This window comes from Pantoea sp. SO10 (assembly GCF_005281435.1).
GTDB classification, from domain to species: domain Bacteria; phylum Pseudomonadota; class Gammaproteobacteria; order Enterobacterales; family Enterobacteriaceae; genus Pantoea; species Pantoea leporis.
Window position 1 is genome coordinate 448,521 of sequence record NZ_CP040095.1, and the last position, 15,103, is coordinate 463,623.

14 protein-coding genes are annotated in these 15,103 nt (G+C 54.2%); 9 read left to right on the forward strand and 5 right to left on the reverse strand.

The window, feature by feature from the left end; all coding sequences use genetic code 11:
• Window positions 1-64 precede the first annotated feature (64 nt).
• The 5 genes from FCN45_RS01970 to FCN45_RS01990 all read left to right on the forward strand — a co-directional run bounded on the left by FCN45_RS01970 (window position 65) and on the right by FCN45_RS01990 (window position 5,277).
• Complete coding sequence (locus FCN45_RS01970; RefSeq protein WP_137385007.1) at window positions 65-1,084, forward strand: Gfo/Idh/MocA family oxidoreductase; 1,020 nt, start codon at window positions 65-67, stop codon at window positions 1,082-1,084.
• Entirely contained in the window at window positions 1,084-1,863 is a 780-nt protein-coding gene (locus FCN45_RS01975) for a TIM barrel protein (protein ID WP_137385008.1), read from the forward strand. The genes FCN45_RS01970 and FCN45_RS01975 overlap by 1 nt, the downstream gene beginning before the upstream one ends.
• Before the next feature lie 85 nt (window positions 1,864-1,948).
• Window positions 1,949-2,863 (forward strand): substrate-binding domain-containing protein, encoded by a 915-nt coding sequence (locus tag FCN45_RS01980; RefSeq protein WP_137385009.1) that lies wholly within the window; start codon window positions 1,949-1,951, stop codon window positions 2,861-2,863.
• A gap of 197 nt (window positions 2,864-3,060) precedes the next feature.
• The gene (locus tag FCN45_RS01985) at window positions 3,061-4,029 is read left to right on the forward strand and encodes a glycosyltransferase family 8 protein (RefSeq protein WP_137385010.1); all 969 of its coding nucleotides are present in this window, start codon (window positions 3,061-3,063) and stop codon (window positions 4,027-4,029) included.
• Window positions 4,030-5,277, forward strand: a complete 1,248-nt coding sequence (locus FCN45_RS01990) for an O-antigen ligase (RefSeq protein ID WP_137385011.1) — start codon at window positions 4,030-4,032, stop codon at window positions 5,275-5,277.
• A 44-nt stretch (window positions 5,278-5,321) separates the two neighbouring features.
• On the opposite strand, the gene FCN45_RS01995 is transcribed toward FCN45_RS01990, so the two are convergent.
• On the reverse strand, window positions 5,322-6,257 hold the full coding sequence (locus tag FCN45_RS01995) for a glycosyltransferase family 2 protein (protein WP_110868109.1): 936 nt from the start codon (window positions 6,255-6,257) through the stop codon (window positions 5,322-5,324).
• 233 nt (window positions 6,258-6,490) lie between these two features.
• On the opposite strand from FCN45_RS01995, the gene FCN45_RS02000 reads away from it, so the two are divergent.
• Window positions 6,491-7,942 carry a methyl-accepting chemotaxis protein gene (locus tag FCN45_RS02000; RefSeq protein WP_137385012.1) on the forward strand — a complete coding sequence of 484 codons (1,452 nt, stop codon included), beginning with the start codon at window positions 6,491-6,493 and terminating at the stop codon, window positions 7,940-7,942.
• A gap of 45 nt (window positions 7,943-7,987) precedes the next feature.
• On the opposite strand, the gene FCN45_RS02005 is transcribed toward FCN45_RS02000, so the two are convergent.
• The 4 genes from FCN45_RS02005 to FCN45_RS02020 form a co-directional block, all read right to left on the reverse strand.
• Window positions 7,988-8,278 carry a DUF1330 domain-containing protein gene (locus FCN45_RS02005; RefSeq protein ID WP_110868107.1) on the reverse strand — a complete coding sequence of 97 codons (291 nt, stop codon included), beginning with the start codon at window positions 8,276-8,278 and terminating at the stop codon, window positions 7,988-7,990.
• Window positions 8,278-9,159 (reverse strand): glutathione-dependent disulfide-bond oxidoreductase, encoded by an 882-nt coding sequence (gene yghU / locus FCN45_RS02010; protein WP_137385013.1) that lies wholly within the window; start codon window positions 9,157-9,159, stop codon window positions 8,278-8,280. Before yghU ends, FCN45_RS02005 begins: the two co-directional genes overlap by 1 nt.
• 101 nt (window positions 9,160-9,260) lie before the next feature.
• Window positions 9,261-10,280, reverse strand: coding sequence for a LacI family DNA-binding transcriptional regulator (locus FCN45_RS02015; protein WP_137385014.1), 1,020 nt, complete (start codon window positions 10,278-10,280; stop codon window positions 9,261-9,263).
• A gap of 141 nt (window positions 10,281-10,421) precedes the next feature.
• Window positions 10,422-11,303, reverse strand: coding sequence for a sugar phosphate isomerase/epimerase family protein (locus FCN45_RS02020; protein ID WP_137385015.1), 882 nt, complete (start codon window positions 11,301-11,303; stop codon window positions 10,422-10,424).
• 318 nt (window positions 11,304-11,621) lie between these two features.
• Between FCN45_RS02020 and FCN45_RS02025 the strand changes: the two genes are divergently transcribed.
• From FCN45_RS02025 to FCN45_RS02035, 3 genes are all read left to right on the forward strand, one after another.
• Window positions 11,622-12,650, forward strand: coding sequence for a LacI family DNA-binding transcriptional regulator (locus FCN45_RS02025; protein ID WP_101762324.1), 1,029 nt, complete (start codon window positions 11,622-11,624; stop codon window positions 12,648-12,650).
• 147 nt (window positions 12,651-12,797) lie between these two features.
• Window positions 12,798-13,721 (forward strand): TIM barrel protein, encoded by a 924-nt coding sequence (locus FCN45_RS02030; RefSeq protein ID WP_137385016.1) that lies wholly within the window; start codon window positions 12,798-12,800, stop codon window positions 13,719-13,721.
• A gap of 10 nt (window positions 13,722-13,731) precedes the next feature.
• The gene (locus FCN45_RS02035) at window positions 13,732-14,901 is read left to right on the forward strand and encodes a Gfo/Idh/MocA family protein (protein WP_137385017.1); all 1,170 of its coding nucleotides are present in this window, start codon (window positions 13,732-13,734) and stop codon (window positions 14,899-14,901) included.
• The last annotated feature ends 202 nt before the right edge of the window (window positions 14,902-15,103 follow it).

Genomic DNA, 15,103 nt, shown 5'->3' on the forward strand with positions numbered 1-15,103 from the left:
TTGCACTACCGATTGCACATCCCTGCGCTCGAATGAGCATATCCAAAACAATAAGGAATAGGTCATGACATTTCATCTTAAGCCAGTACGCGTCGGCCTGATTGGCGCCGGTCGAATGGGCAGCTTCCACGCGGAAAATCTGGCCTGGCGCGTGCCGGGTGCGATCCTCGCAGCGGTGGCCGATCCGCAACCGGGCGCGGCCGACGCGCTGACCAATAAGCTCGGCGTCGCTAAAGCCTATAGCGATCTGCATGCGCTGCTGCAGGATCCCGAAATTGAGGCGGTGGCGATTGCCGCACCAGCGCGCACGCACGCCGAATGGGTGATCGCTGCCGCGAAGGCGGGCAAACATGTGTTCTGTGAGAAGCCGATGGCGGTAACGCTGGAAGAGGCGGATCGCGCGATTGCTGCCGCGAAAGCGGCCGGCGTGGTGTTGCAGGTCGGTTTTAACCGCCGCTTTGATTCCGGCTTTGCTGCAGCGATCGCGGCGGTGAAAGCGGGTGAAAATGGCACCACGCAGCTGAGCCGATCGCTGACGCGCGATCCGGGCCTGCACGATCCTTCGCGCATCCCGCAGTGGACGATCTTCCTTGAAACCCTGATCCACGATTTCGACACGCTGCTGCACTTTAACCCTGGCGCGAAGCCGGTGGAAGTCTATGCGCTGGCCGATGCGCTGGTGCGTCCGGATTTCAAAGACAAAGGCTTGCTCGACACATCGGTGGTTACCATCCGCTTTGATAACGGCGCGATTGCCACCGCCGAAGCCAACTTCCAGGCGGTGTATGGCTACGACGTGCGCGGCGAAGTGTTCGGTAGCAAAGGTATGTTGCAGGCGGGCCACATCAACGCCAATCACTGCGTGCGCTATCACCAGGATGGTATCGCGATTGCAACCTCCCGCATGGATTCAGACCTGCTGCGCGAAGCCTATGTGGCGGAGATGGCGGAATTTGCCCGCTGCATTCGCAGTGGCGAAACGCCGCGCGCCACCGGTGAGGATGCGCGCAACGCGCTGGAGATTGCGCTGGCCTGTATCGACTCGGTGCAGCAGCAGCAACCCATCAAACTGGGAGCGCGCTAATGGCCAGTTATCAGCTGTCGGTGTGTGCCGAAATGGTGTTTCTCGAACTGCCTTTTGTCGAGCGCGTGAAACGCATTCATGAACTGGGCTTTGGCGTCGAAATCTGGGGCTGGGCCAACAAAGATATCGATGCACTGGCGGCAACCGGCGCGCGTTTCACCTCGATGACCGGCTACCTCAGCGGCAACCTGACCGATGATGATGAGATTCAGCAACTGCTGCAAAGTGCTGAAGCGTCGCTGGCGGTGGCCGAGCGGCTCAACTGTCCGGCGTTGAACCTGCACGGTACCGGACTGGATGACAAAGGGTTGCCGGTCAAACCGGTTGACGTGGTGACCGGCGCGATGTGGCTGAAAGCGGCTGATACGCTGCGCAAAGTGGCGCAGCTGGGCGAGCACGCCGGACGCGTCTTCACGCTGGAGAACCTTAACTTGCCGGTTGATCATCCCGGTACGCCGTTCGCGCTGGCGGCCGACACGCTGGCGCTGGTGGAAGCGGTTAACAGCCCGGCGCTGAAGATGAACCTCGACCTGTATCACGCGCAGATTGGCGAAGGCAATTTGATCGAACTGATTCGTCGCTGTGGTTCGGCGATAGGTGAATTTCAGGTAGCCGATGTGCCGGGGCGTCAGCAGCCGGGCACCGGTGAGATTAACTATCGCGCCATCGCCCGTGCGCTACACGATGTTGGCTATCAGGGCACCGTGGCGCTGGAAGGCTGGGCCAGCGGCGAAAGTGGCGCCGCGCTGCAGCAGTTTCGCGATCACTTCACGCTTTAACGGTTCCACCGCCGGGTATTCGCCTGTTGCCCGGCGTTAACTTCATGAAATGAATAATAATATCTTAACCCTACAGGACTAACCCATGAACATCAGAAATGTGATGCTGTGCCTCTGCGCGCTGCTGCTCAGCCTGAGCGTGAGCGCTAAAACCTTCACCGTCGGCGTCGCGCTGGCGAACTTCGATCTCAACTTCGTCTCGATTCTGCGCACCCAGATGCAGGCAGAGCTGAAAGCTAACCAGCTCAATAGCCAGTTTGTGGATGCCAAAGGCGATGTCGCGCTGCAAGTGCAGCAGGTGGATGATTTTGTTAATCAGGGCGTCGATGCCATCATCCTCAATCCGGTGGACACTCAAGGCGTATTGCCCATGATTACCGCGGCGAAAAATGCCGGCATTCCGCTGATCTTCGTCAATCGTAAGCCAGAAGTGAAACTGCCAAGCGACATGGCGTATGTTGGTTCAGACTCGGCGTTGGGCGGCGAAATGCAGATGGAAGCGCTAGCGAAGAAGATGAATTACAAAGGCAACGTGGCGATTTTGATGGGCGCGTTGTCGAATGAAGAAGCGCGTGAACGCACCCGCGCGGTGGAAGCCGTGATTGCCAAATACAAAGATATGAAGGTGATTGAAAAGCAGAGCGCCAAATGGCAGCGCAACGAAGCGGTGGATGTGGTATCGAGCTGGCTGCTGAATCAGCGCCCGATTGACGCTATCGCGGCGAATAATGATGAAATGGCGATTGGTGCCATCATGGCGCTCAACCAGGCGAAAAATGAGAAGATTTTGGTCGCCGGTATCGACGGCACGCCGGATGGTCAGCAGTTCGTGAAGAACGGCAAAATGACGCTGACCATTTTCCAGGACGCGAAAGGGCAGGCGACCGGCGCGGTGCAGGTGACTAAAGCGCTGCTGGAGAAGCAGAAAGTGCAGGAGTTCAACTGGATTCCGTATCAAACCATCACGCCTGAGAACTATGCGCAGTTCGCGGCGAAATAACATTTTTATTTACCAAAACTCTCCTGCTCGCAGGAGAGTTTTACGCTGGAAACCCGATTTATTCCTCTTCCACTTCGCTTTATTTGCCTAACTCTGACTGATAAACTCCGGCTGCAACCAGAATTGTCTCTGGTTAATGATTGCTCAGGCATGATGCATTAACAGAACGCATGCTTTCGACCGGAGAGAAGTGCAGGATGGATAAAGAGATTCTCAACACCATAAATTCTCAGCACCTTTTTCCCGCGCACAGCGACCGGCATATTTTTTTTGGTGTTGATGGTAAATTCATTGGCCACTCGCTGATTACCATCATGTCGATAATCAAGCATGCCAATGATGTTCGTTATCACTTTCATCTTATCTCTTCGGAAATATCTGCAGTTGACACTGTGCGTCTGGAAAAAATATTCGCTGGATCGCCACATGGGTTAACGCTGCATCCTATTCAGGATAGTTTGTTTAGCGCGTTCCCTACCACAGAGTTGTTCACTCGCGCGACCTATTATCGTTTTCTCGCTCCGCTTATCTTGCCGCATGCCACTAAATTGCTTTATCTCGATGCCGATATGGTGTGTCTGAATCCTCTTGATGAATTATGGCAGATTGCCATGCCAGCTGACGTTATTGCCTTGGTGGTTGGCGAGATTCAGGCATTGCAACCGCAGTTGGCTGAAAAGGTGGGCTTGCGTGGAAAGCGCTATTTTAATGCCGGCATGATGCTGATTGATGTTCAAAAGTGGAACCGCGAGCAGATCAGTGAACGCGCTTTTAATTTGCTTAGCGAAAAGGGAAAACAATTCCAGTATCTCGATCAGGATGCGTTGAATACGTTGCTTGAGGATCGTGTGATATTTACGGAAACGCGCTTTAATACCATCAATATGCTCTCACACGATGATAGCGGTTATACACAGGATGTGCCGAAAAATACCTGCTTATTGCATTATGCGGGTGCCGATAAACCCTGGCAGCGGTGGAATCAACAGCACGTTGGCCATTACTATCGCGATCTTTATCAGATTTCACCATTAGCCGACGTCTCTTTTGAAACACCGAAAAACGCGCAACAAGCGAAGAGAATGTACAAATTTTTGTTCCGTAGTCATCAATGGATGCCGGCACTCTATTGGCGCATTAAGTATTTTAAAATGAGGTATTTTTGAGTGCAGACTTTACGTTTAAAGCCGCTGTTAACCGAAAGCAATATTTATCAGCTGTGCTTTCTGCTGTTAACCCTGGCATTTGCGACCTCGTTAGTTATCCCCGCATATCCTAAGAAAACATTCTATCTGGTGGGTTATTTAACGCTATTCTTTCTGCTGGCCCAGGGAATAAAAAGAAAATTCATTATCGATAAGAGTGCTTTCATCGTCGCTATTCCCATTCTATTATTGGGCATAGTCAGGGTAATATGGTCGCGTATTTATGCCGATGCCTATTTTAGCGATGTAGTGGATAACTATTTTCAGGGCGGTAAACTTTTCATTATCTCCGCTTTTGTCAGCTATTTTTTCATTGCGTGGCGTCACTGTTTGTCAGCGAAAGTCCTGCGCATTAGCGTGTGCTTGTTAATTTTTGGCTTGCTGCTGACGCTGGGCGCCGGCTGGTACGAACATGCTCAGACGCAGCAACGCATCAAATTACTCACAGATTCAGCCGGTACCGTTTCATACCTGATGACGGCGTTAGCATTAACTGCCCTGTTTATTGTGAATAAGGTGATAGTTCGCCGCCTTAATCAAATTCTGCTGTTCACCGCTATCTTTGTGGTGAATATGCTGCTGATGTTCCTCACTGAGTCACGTGCGGCGGTGTTGGTGCTGCCCGTTTTATACTTGCTCTGTTTTTATCTGGTTCATCGCTGGGCAGGAAAATATTCGCTGGTGATTTTAGTTCTTTGCATTGCGGGGGGGCTGTTCTTCATGCCCAGCTCCATTATGCATCGGTTGGACAACATCCAGAACGAAATAGACAGCTATCAGAAAAATAATGATACCTCAATTGGTGCGCGCTTCTCGATCTGGAAAAGTGGCTATCACAGCGTTTCCTGGTCGCTGCTGGGGCAAAGTCCGGATGACAGAACGGATAAAGCGCGCGTTTATATTAAAACCTATGAACGCGCTAATCCTGAGGCTTATAAAAATGTGATGTATCACTTGCACGATGATTTTTTAGAAACGCTTTCGCTGCAAGGTATCGCGGGTGCTGTCACCCTGATTCTTTTTTATGTGGGTTTAATTGTGGCGGCAATGCGTCGTCGGGCATGGGATGTCGCGCTGCTTCCTGTTTCCATTTTTATATTCGGTTTGACCGATACCGTATGGATTCAAAGCAGTTCAGTGTTTATTCTGATGGCATCGATTATTATGAGCTATGCGCTGATGCAGCATAAGCCCCGAACGCATATCTAATATTTGTCAGGTCGCCATTGAAGGCGACCGATTTTCTCAACGCTTCAGTTCATTCTCCGCAATTTCATTCTCAGATATTTTTTCTTCAAACTAAATCTGACTTTACTGTCCAGCAAAAATGAAACGAAAGAGACGTTTTCAATCGCCTGCTTCACCACCTGTTTCTCATGTTCATCGTTAATCAGCGGATAAAACTTATGCGCCAGATTGATCCAGTGACAAGCGAGCAGGTTGCGGTAGCTTTCACCGAGCACATTATCCATCTGTTGCGTGGCTTTGATCAGCATCGATATTTTATCGGCATCCAGCGCGCTGGAGAGACTTTTTTCTCGTTTGAAATAGAGATACGGGCTCTGCTTCGCTAAAAATATCGTCTGACTGGCTTTCAGAATCGAGGGGAATAAATACGCATCTTCGTAGCAACTGAAGTCAGGGAAATGGTTATCTTCCAACAGCGAGCGTTTAATAAACTGACCGATAAAATGCGCCTGAATATCACGATGGATGAGGAATTTTTCAATCACCTGATGTTGCGACAAGGCGTTAACCTGCAAACCTTTCCACTGTTGTAGTTTGGTCTTCTTTTCATAAATTTCATTCAGCGGCGCCAGCAGAATATCGGGTTGTTGCGCCTGCAAAAACTGCACTATGTCAGCAAAAGAGTTCGGCAAAAGCTGATCGTCACCATCCAGCATCGTGACAAAGTGGCCGCTGCATTTGCTGACGCCGAAATTTCTCACTTTGCCGATGTTACGGAACATCACGTCAAAGATTTTCACCTGGCTGAATGAAGCGGCAAAGCTGTGCAGCAACGCGCTGGTGTTATCTGTGGATGCGTCATTCACCAACACAACCTCGACCGCATCCTCAACGCCAGAGCAGGCCTTTTTGAGGCTGTTTAACGTCTCAACAATGTATTTTTCGCAATTGTGAGCCGTGACCAGGACGCTGAGAGTGCAAGGTGAATCCATAGTTAGCATCTATCCGTTAATGTTCTGAGAGCATTCATTGCTAACAAGTCTATCGCTTTCTACGCTGAAGGGAATGAAATTGTGTTGCATGGTTTAGGTAATCATACTCACAGCTCTGCGCGTCGTTAATCAGCACAACTAAACTTTCCTCCCGCCTTGCCGATGTTTTTTACCACTGAGTCCGTGCGCTTTGCCCCACGATTTTGGGGCTCTACGATCAACTTCTGGTGTGGAAAAATGTCATGATCGCAACGCCCTTGTCAGGCCCGGCGGCTTCGCCGGTGGAGATGGTTTCGCTCAAACGTATCGCACAGCGCGCGGATAGCCTGGCGGTGTTCCTCAGTTGGGCGCTGTTGCCGATTGCACTTGGCGTTGGCTGGTTTAATGACAGCGTGCTGGTGGCGCTAATTGCGGGTTTGGTATTGGCGCTGCTGGCGACGTTTTTCGGCACCGCGCTGCGCGGTACGCTCACGTCGCGGCTGGTCTTATCCGCGCTGTTAATCGGCTGGGCTGGGCTGCTTATTCAGGTTGGCGGTGGCGCAACCGAGTACCACTTCTCAGTGTTTGTGTTGATGTCGGCGCTGCTGGCGTGGCGAGATGTGCGCCCGTTAGTGATGGGCGCTGCGGCGGCAGCCACGCATCATATGTTATTCAATTCTCTGCAGGAAAATGATCTGTTTGGCGTGGTGGTGTTTCATCATCCCGGCTGGGACATGGTGTTTTTCCACGCGCTGTTTGTCGTGGTGCAAACCGCGATGCTGCTGGTGATTGCACGCCAGATGGCAGCGGATGCGCGCTCGGCCAGCGAAGTGGCGCAACTGGCGGCACACATTAATCAGCAAGCCGGTTATCTCACGCTGCGTGCCGATACTCAGCAGAGTGAAACGCCGTTCGCGCGCACCTTCAGTACTACGCTTGGGACCCTACACGGCACTTTGCATCAGGTCAGCGACGGCGTCGGTCAACTGCTGGCGGAATCCGACAGCATTCTGGAGCGCAACGCCGCGCTCTCGACGCGTACCGACGAGCAGGCGCAAGCGCTGGAAGTGGCGGCCAGCGCTATGAGCGAAATCAGTATCGCTGCCAGCTTAACCCGGGACAAAGCGCAAAGCGCGTGCGAGCTGGCGAGTGAAACCCGCGCGGTGGCGACGCGTGGTGAAGAGAATATCCAGTCGGCGATTCGCTCGATGGAGAAAATCAGCGAAGAGTCGAGAAGGGTGAAGATCATCCTGGAGCTGATCGACGGCATTGCGTTTCAAACCAACATTCTGTCGCTGAACGCCTCGGTGGAAGCGGCGCGTGCCGGTAATCAGGGACGCGGTTTTGCCGTGGTCGCCAGCGAAGTGCGTAATCTGGCGATGCGCAGCGAAAGTGCGGCACGCGAAATCCGTCAATTGATGGATGCCAGTTCCACCAGCACCGAACACGGCACCGTGCAGGTGGAGCATGCGGCGCAAACCATGCGCGAGATTCACAGCAGTATTAGCGGGTTATCGCAGCTGGTGACAGAACTGTCGGCGATGAGTGAGCAGCAGAATTTGAGCATTGAGCAGATTCAGCAGAGCATCAATAGCATTGATCACAGCGTACATCATAACGTGCAGCACGTGGCCGAAACGCTACAAGTGGCGCAGCAGCAACAGCAGCAGGCCAATGCGCTGAAGCAGGCGATTTCGTTATTTAAGTTGGGGTAAGCGTGACCTTTGCAAAGGTCGCCATGAATGGCGACCTTACGTTAATTACTCTACGCCATTAACCAGCAGCACGCGGTATTTCGCGCCTTTCAGGCGATGCGCTTTGGCTTCCTGATACGCCGGGCTGAAATACCAGCCTTTCGCCGCCTCAGCATCCGGGAATTCGAGCACCACCACGCCTTCCGCTTCCGGGCCTTCCAGCGTTTCCAGGGCGCCATAAAACGCCAGCGGGGTGATGGGATGGTCGCCGCGCGCCTGTCCGGCTTTCTCGGCATACGTCGCCATCTCGTCCTGGTCTAAGGTTTCGTCCTTAATAAACACCACATATGCAGCCATTATTTCTCTCCTCGCGCCTGGCGTTTGTCTTCAGTGTTGTTATCGAAATCGGCGGCATCATGGCGCTCCAGCAGCTGATCCTGCGGCTCGGCACCAAAGGCGCGATTCACTTTACGCCCGCGAATCACCGCCGGACGCTCGGCAATCTCTTTTGCCCAGCGCACCACATTTTTGTACGACTGCACATCAAGGAATTCGCTGCCGCCATATTGGTTGTTCAGCACCAGATTGCCGTACCACGGCCAGGTGGCGATATCGGCGATGGTGTATTCGTCACCGGCGAGGAAGCGATGGTCGGCCAGCTGGCGATCCAGCACGTCCAGCTGACGCTTGGCTTCCAGCGTGAAGCGGTTGATGGCGTATTCGATTTTCTCGGGCGCGTAGTGATAGAAGTGACCAAAGCCGCCGCCGAGATACGGCGCAGAACCTTGCAGCCAGAACAGCCAGTTCAGGGTTTCGGTGCGGCCTGCCAGCGAGGTCGGCAGGAAGTGACCGAACTTCTCGGCCAGATAGAGCAGGATATTGCCGGATTCAAATACGCGCTGCGGTGGCGTGACGGAATGGTCGCTCAGCGCCGGGATTTTCGAGTTCGGGTTTACATCGACAAAACCGCTGGAGAACTGATCGCCATCGCCGATACGGATCAGCCAGGCATCGTACTCGGCGTCTTTGGCACCCACCGCCAGTAACTCTTCCAGCAGGATAGTAATTTTCTGGCCGTTTGGCGTGCCGAGCGAGTATAGCTGCAGCGGATGTTTGCCGACCGGCAAGGTTTTGTCATGCGTCGGCCCGGCGGTTGGACGGTTGGTTTTCGCGCCGTTACCTTTGGCTTCCGGGTCCCAGGTCCAGACTTTCGCGGGCTGATACTGATGTTCCGACATAGTGGTTTCGCCTTGTTGTGATTGTATTTTTGCTGCTACTGAGTGTAGCAGCGCGTGATACAGGCGATTTAACCGCGCTGGCGGTGGGACGCAAAGTCCGATTATGTAAAGTTCTCTTGCGTATACAGCATAAAGTCCACTCTACCAGGCTGATAGGTGTCGGGAATGTCGCCCTCTTCCAGATGCCGCAGCATCAGCGTTAAGGCGAGCTGAGCATGGCGCAGGGTGTTTTGATCGAGGGTGAGGTTCAGCACGCGATCCTGTAACAGTCGGCGTGTAGTGCTGTACAACTCGTGCGTGACGTACAGCACTTTACCGTCGAGACGATGACGCGCCAGCGCTTCGTGCACCTGCGTGTTGCCAATGCCGGTGTTATACAGCCCGACAATCGGCGGCGAGGCGGCCAGCGTTTTTTCTAACAGGCGGCTGATGCGTTCGCGCTCATCCTGACCGGCAAGAATCTCGCGCAGGCGCAGCTGCGGAAAGCGTTCGGCCAGCACCGCCTGAAAGCCCTCAATGCGCAGGCGGTGGGCTGCGTAATCCGCGCGTCCGCTCATCAACACCACTTCACCCGGCTGCGACAGCATGCTGCCGAGCATCAAACCGGCGGTGCGCCCGGCTTTGTATTGATCGATACCGACGTGGCACAGCCGCGCGGCATCGGGCAGATCGGCGACCAGCGTGATCACCGGCACGCCGCGCGCTTTACAGGCGGCGAGCGCATCGTAGATCAGCGGGTTTTGATGGGCGAAGACGATCAGCGCATCCATCTTTTTACTGCTGGCGGTGATGTGTGCGGCGAGTTTTTCCGGTGCATTTTCCGGGATCAGCGTGCGATGCAGACGCAGGCGGCGATAACCGAGCTGGTCGGCGAGTTTGGCAAAGTCTTGCGCTAATTGCTGAAAGAAGAAGGAGGCGTTGCCGCTGAGCAGCACTTCGATCTGCCACGGATGGCGATGCTCCTCGGGCAGAATGCGTTTTAAACCGGCGTCACGCGCTGCCTGCAGGATTTTTTTGCTCATGGCGGGCGATACGCCACCGCGATCGTTGAGTACCCGGTCAACCGTGGCGACACCGACGCCCAGTTGTTTTGCCAGCTCGGCCAGCGTCACTGCTTTCATGTTACGTGCATTCCAATAGAGCGGGCCCTCATCCTAACCTTCTCCCGCCAGCGGGAGAAGGGACCGATCGAGCAAGCCGCACCATCCCGTTCCCTCTCCAGGTGGGAGAGAGTTAGGGTGAGGGCATCAGCGCGCACTCAACTATCCCAACAGCTCACGCTCAATCAGCTCGCGGGTTTCCACCGCCTGATACTTCATCTTCTCCGGATAACCGAACAGCGCCGCCGAGATAATCGACTCGCCGCCAACCTTAAAGGTGCGGTTGGCAAAATTCATCTCGCGCAGTGCTTCAAACAGCGCATCAAAATTCACTTCGCCTTCACCGACCGCCACGTGCTGGTGGATGGTGGCATCCACGCCTGGCGGGTTGACGATATAACGGCAGTGCTTGGTGTGGTTCATGGTATCGGCGATCAGCATATGTGAAAGATCGTCGCCGGCGTAATGCAGCATGTTCTTCACATCGCCCACACCTTTGTCGTAATAGAAGGTGTGCGGTGCGCTGTAGATGTATTTCACGTTTTCGCTGCGGAACGACTTCACAATGTCTGCAGTTTCGTTGCTTTGCTCGCAGAAATCCCACGGATGCGCCTGAATTTCGACGCGGATGCCTTCACGTTCGATGATCGGCAGCAGCTCTTCCATCGAACGATAGAACATCTCTTCACAAATTTCTGGCTCGTTGGGATTGCCCGACAGCTCGGTGTTGATCACCTGCACACCCATTTCGACGGCAATCTCGATTATGCGTTTCCAGTTCTTCACCGCCGCCTGACGACGCAGTTCATCCGGGCCAGACCAGCGATATACGGTAATGAACGAGGAGATCTCCAGCCCGGTGGCATTCAGCGCGTTTTTGTATTCGCGCATGATTTCACGGCTGGCTTTCGGATGTTTATAAAACGGGTTGATCTGCGGGTGCGGCGACTGCTCGATGTACTTGTAGCCCCATTCCGCCACCTGATGCACCATGCGCGTGATGCCGAGATCCCTGATTACATCCACATCAAAAGCGATTTTCATTGTTTTCTCCTGAGCGTTAAGCGGTGCGGACTTTGATGATGACCATACTGATCTTTTTACGCGCTTCATCACGTATTCTGATGTGAAACCATCAGCCGGACCGCTTTGAATACGCACATGAATATCAAACATTCATTCTGAATGGTATTAAGATGAAATGAGTTATTTCATTTTTGCGAGAGCGATCAAAATAATGAGAGATTCTCTATCACTCTAAGCCAATTACTGATGATTTCTGTGCGGGATGATTGGTGATTTACCGCAGGTTAAGGCATTATTTTTGATAATTTATTATCATTTCATTTAGGGAAGTAGCGCATGAGTAAAATCACCATGACCGCGATTGCCGCCGCCGCCGGGGTTGGCGTGGCGACCGTCGATCGCGTGTTAAATCGTCGTGCACCGGTGCGCGCTGCAACGGAGCAGAAGGTGCTGGAAGCCGCTAATCGCCTCGGTTATCGCATCGGCAATGTGCCGCTGCTGAGCGGCACCGCGCCTGCCGCCAGCGTGACGCTGCGCATGGGCTTTATCCTGCTGTCAAAATCCTACTCGTTCTATCATTCCCTCACTGATGCGCTGCGCCAGCATACGCAGCCGTTTCATCCGGCAGGCAGCGAACCGCTTTTTACCTGGCACGACATTGATGATGTGGAAGCGGTGGTGGCCTCGCTGTATGCGCTGGCCGGGCAGGTGGATGCGATTGGCTTAGTCGCGCTGGACCACCCGCTGATTCGCCATGCGATAGAAAACATATCGCGTCAGGGCGTGCGGGTTTATGCGCTGTTTTCCAACTTTTCGCCGTGCGGTCACGCCGGTTATGTCGGTCTGGATAACCAGAAAGCCGGACGCACCGCCGCGTGGATTGCCACGCACCTGTTGCATCAGCCGGGTTCGGTCGGCGTGCTGGTGGGCGACCATCGCTTTATCTGTCAGGAGAGCAATGAGATCAGTTTCCGCTCCTATCTGCGTGAGCAGGACAGCGCGCGACGCGTGCTGGAGCCGCTGAAAACCAATGAATCGATTGATGGCGGCTACCGTTCCACGCGTCAGTTACTGGAAGAACATGCCGATTTGGCACTGATCTTCGCGCCTTGCGGCGGCATTGAGGGCGTGATTCATGCGTTGCGCCAGCAGCCGCAGCGTAAGGTGGCGTTGATATGTCATGGTCCGGTGAAAGAGGGCGAGCTGGCGCTGATTGATGGCACCATTACGGTGATGATCCGCAACCGCATCGACGAAATGGCCATGCGCCTGGCGCAGATGGTGCAGCAGCATCATGCGCAGCCGGGCGATCATTTCTCCCAGATCATCCTGCCGTTTGATATCGTCACGCGTGAAAACCTGTAGGCCGCGTCGTTGCTGTATTTGATATATTTTCTATCATTTTAATGATGCGAAATACTATGATCGCTATCAAAAAATGAATGTTTCATGGTTGTTGGTGATGAAATATTTATTTGATACTTGCGCCATCCACTACCGCAAGGAACGATCATGACTATCCATATTGCTAACGCGCCCTGTAGCTGGGGCGTTGATGACCCGAAAAATCCCTTCCTGCCGCCGTGGCAGAAAGTCCTGAGTGAAGCGTCGCAGGCCGGTTATAAAAGCATTGAGCTGGGCCCATGGAGCTATCTGCCGGTTGAGCCTGCCGAACTGCGTCAGCAGCTGGAAGCGCACGACTTGTCGCTGGTGGCGGGCACCATTTTTGATGATTTGGTGAGTGAAGCCAATTTTCCGGCGACGGTTGAGCTGACGCACAACATCTGTCGCAACCTGTCTCTGGTACCGACCGCGACCAAAACCCATGCGGACAACAAACCCGCACCTTATCTGGTGATTATCGACTTCGGTAATCCAGAACGCGCCAAATACGCTGGTCAATCCGCCAAGGCGCCGCGCCTGTCAGCTGAAGCGTGGCAGCGCATGATGCAGCACATCACCACGCTGAGCCAGATTGCCTGGAACGAATACGGTGTGCGTGCGGTGATCCATCCGCATGCCGGTGGCTGCATTGAGTTCGCCGACGAGCTGCAACAGCTGGTGGAAGACATTCCGCATGAAGTCGCTGGTTTGTGCCTCGATACCGGCCATCTGTACTACTCCGGCATGGATCCGATTCCTTACCTCAGCCGCTACTGGGATCACATCGATTATCTGCACTTCAAAGACGTTAACGATGCGGTATGGCGCGACGTGATTGCGCGCGGCGTCGATTTCTTTGCCGCCTGCGCAGAAGGCGTGATGTGCCCGATTGGCAAAGGGGCAATTGATTATCCAGCGGTGCGCGCCTTCCTGGCGGAGCGCAATTATCAGGGCTGGATCACCGTCGAGCAGGAGCGCGATCCGCGTGATGCCGACACCAGCCTGCGTGACGTCACCGCCAGCCTGCACTATTTGCAATCGGTCGGATTCTGAGGAGAACAACATGATCAACGGCATTAAGGCTCTGGATCGCTCGCTGCGCTGGGGCATGGTTGGCGGTGGCGGCACCAGCCAGATTGGTTACATTCACCGTTCGGCGGCCACGCGTGATAACAACTTCACGCTGCTGGCGGGCGCATTCGATATCAACGCCGAGCGCGGCCGCGCCTTTGGCACTTCGCTGGGTATCGAAGCCGATCGCTGCTACGCAGATTACGAAACCCTGTTTGCGGCAGAAGCGGCGCGTCCGGACGGCATCGAAGCGGTGTCGATCGCCACACCCAATAACACGCACTTCGCCATCTGCCGCGCCGCACTGAATGCGGGTCTCCATGTGGTGTGTGAGAAGCCGCTGTGCTTCACCGCTGCCGAGGCCGATGAGCTGGAACAGCTGTGTGCTGAGAAGAAGAAAATCATCGGTGTGACTTATGGTTACGCCGGACATCAGCTGATTCATCAGGCACGCGAGATGATTGCCGCAGGTTTGCTGGGTGAGATCCGCATCATCAACATGCAGTTCGCGCACGGCTTCCATAACGAAGCGGTTGAATTGCAGAACGAAAGCACCAAGTGGCGCGTCGATCCGCGCTTCGTCGGGCCGAGCTATGTGCTGGGCGATTTGGCGACGCATCCGCTGTTTATCGCCGAAACCATGGTGCCGCATCTGCAGATCAAACGCCTGCTGTGCAGCCGCCAAAGCTTTGTCAAAACCCGTGCGCCGCTGGAGGATAACGCCTTCGTGATGATGGAGTACGACAACGGCGCAGTCGGCACTATGTGGGCATCGGCGGTGAACTGCGGTTCGATGCACGGCCAGAAGGTGCGGGTGATCGGCGAGAAAGCCAGCCTGGAGTGGTGGGATGAGCAGCCGAATCAGCTGCGCTATGAAGTGCAGGGCGAGCCGGTGCAGATTCTCGAGCGCGGCATGGGTTATCTGCATCCGAGTGCGCTGGCTGACGACCGTATTGGCGGCGGACATCCGGAAGGATTGTTTGAAGCCTGGTCCAATCTCTATCGCCGTTTTGCGCTGGCAATGGATGCCACCGATCGTGGCGATCAGGCATTCCTGAAAGACTTCTGGTATCCGGGCGCGCATGCCGGTTTGATGGGCGTGCGATGGGTGGAGCAGTGCGTGAAGTCTGCGGATGCGGGAGCCATATGGATAGCGTGGTGAATGGGCCTTGCTCATGTGCGGAGCAAGAGGGCGTTAATGACTCAATCTTCCTCGGTCGCTTTTAGACCCTCGAAACTGCAGAATTCACTGCCAATTGAAATAAAAGTTAACTCGATTTTTTGAGTAATTTTTCACCCCTCTACGCGCTCTTTATCAAGAGCGCATTTTCATTCTCCCCAGATTAAATAATCACTAAACGTGC

Coding starts and splice junctions, on each gene's coding strand:
- FCN45_RS01970 (WP_137385007.1), top strand. CDS start 65: ATGACATTTCATCTTAAGCCAGTACGCGTCGGCCTGATTGGCGCCGGT.
- FCN45_RS01975 (WP_137385008.1), top strand. CDS start 1,084: ATGGCCAGTTATCAGCTGTCGGTGTGTGCCGAAATGGTGTTTCTCGAA.
- FCN45_RS01980 (WP_137385009.1), top strand. CDS start 1,949: ATGAACATCAGAAATGTGATGCTGTGCCTCTGCGCGCTGCTGCTCAGC.
- FCN45_RS01985 (WP_137385010.1), top strand. CDS start 3,061: ATGGATAAAGAGATTCTCAACACCATAAATTCTCAGCACCTTTTTCCC.
- FCN45_RS01995 (WP_110868109.1), bottom strand. CDS start 6,257: ATGCTAACTATGGATTCACCTTGCACTCTCAGCGTCCTGGTCACGGCT.
- FCN45_RS02000 (WP_137385012.1), top strand. CDS start 6,491: ATGATCGCAACGCCCTTGTCAGGCCCGGCGGCTTCGCCGGTGGAGATG.
- FCN45_RS02005 (WP_110868107.1), bottom strand. CDS start 8,278: ATGGCTGCATATGTGGTGTTTATTAAGGACGAAACCTTAGACCAGGAC.
- yghU (WP_137385013.1), bottom strand. CDS start 9,159: ATGTCGGAACATCAGTATCAGCCCGCGAAAGTCTGGACCTGGGACCCG.
- FCN45_RS02015 (WP_137385014.1), bottom strand. CDS start 10,280: ATGAAAGCAGTGACGCTGGCCGAGCTGGCAAAACAACTGGGCGTCGGT.
- FCN45_RS02020 (WP_137385015.1), bottom strand. CDS start 11,303: ATGAAAATCGCTTTTGATGTGGATGTAATCAGGGATCTCGGCATCACG.
- FCN45_RS02025 (WP_101762324.1), top strand. CDS start 11,622: ATGAGTAAAATCACCATGACCGCGATTGCCGCCGCCGCCGGGGTTGGC.
- FCN45_RS02030 (WP_137385016.1), top strand. CDS start 12,798: ATGACTATCCATATTGCTAACGCGCCCTGTAGCTGGGGCGTTGATGAC.
- FCN45_RS02035 (WP_137385017.1), top strand. CDS start 13,732: ATGATCAACGGCATTAAGGCTCTGGATCGCTCGCTGCGCTGGGGCATG.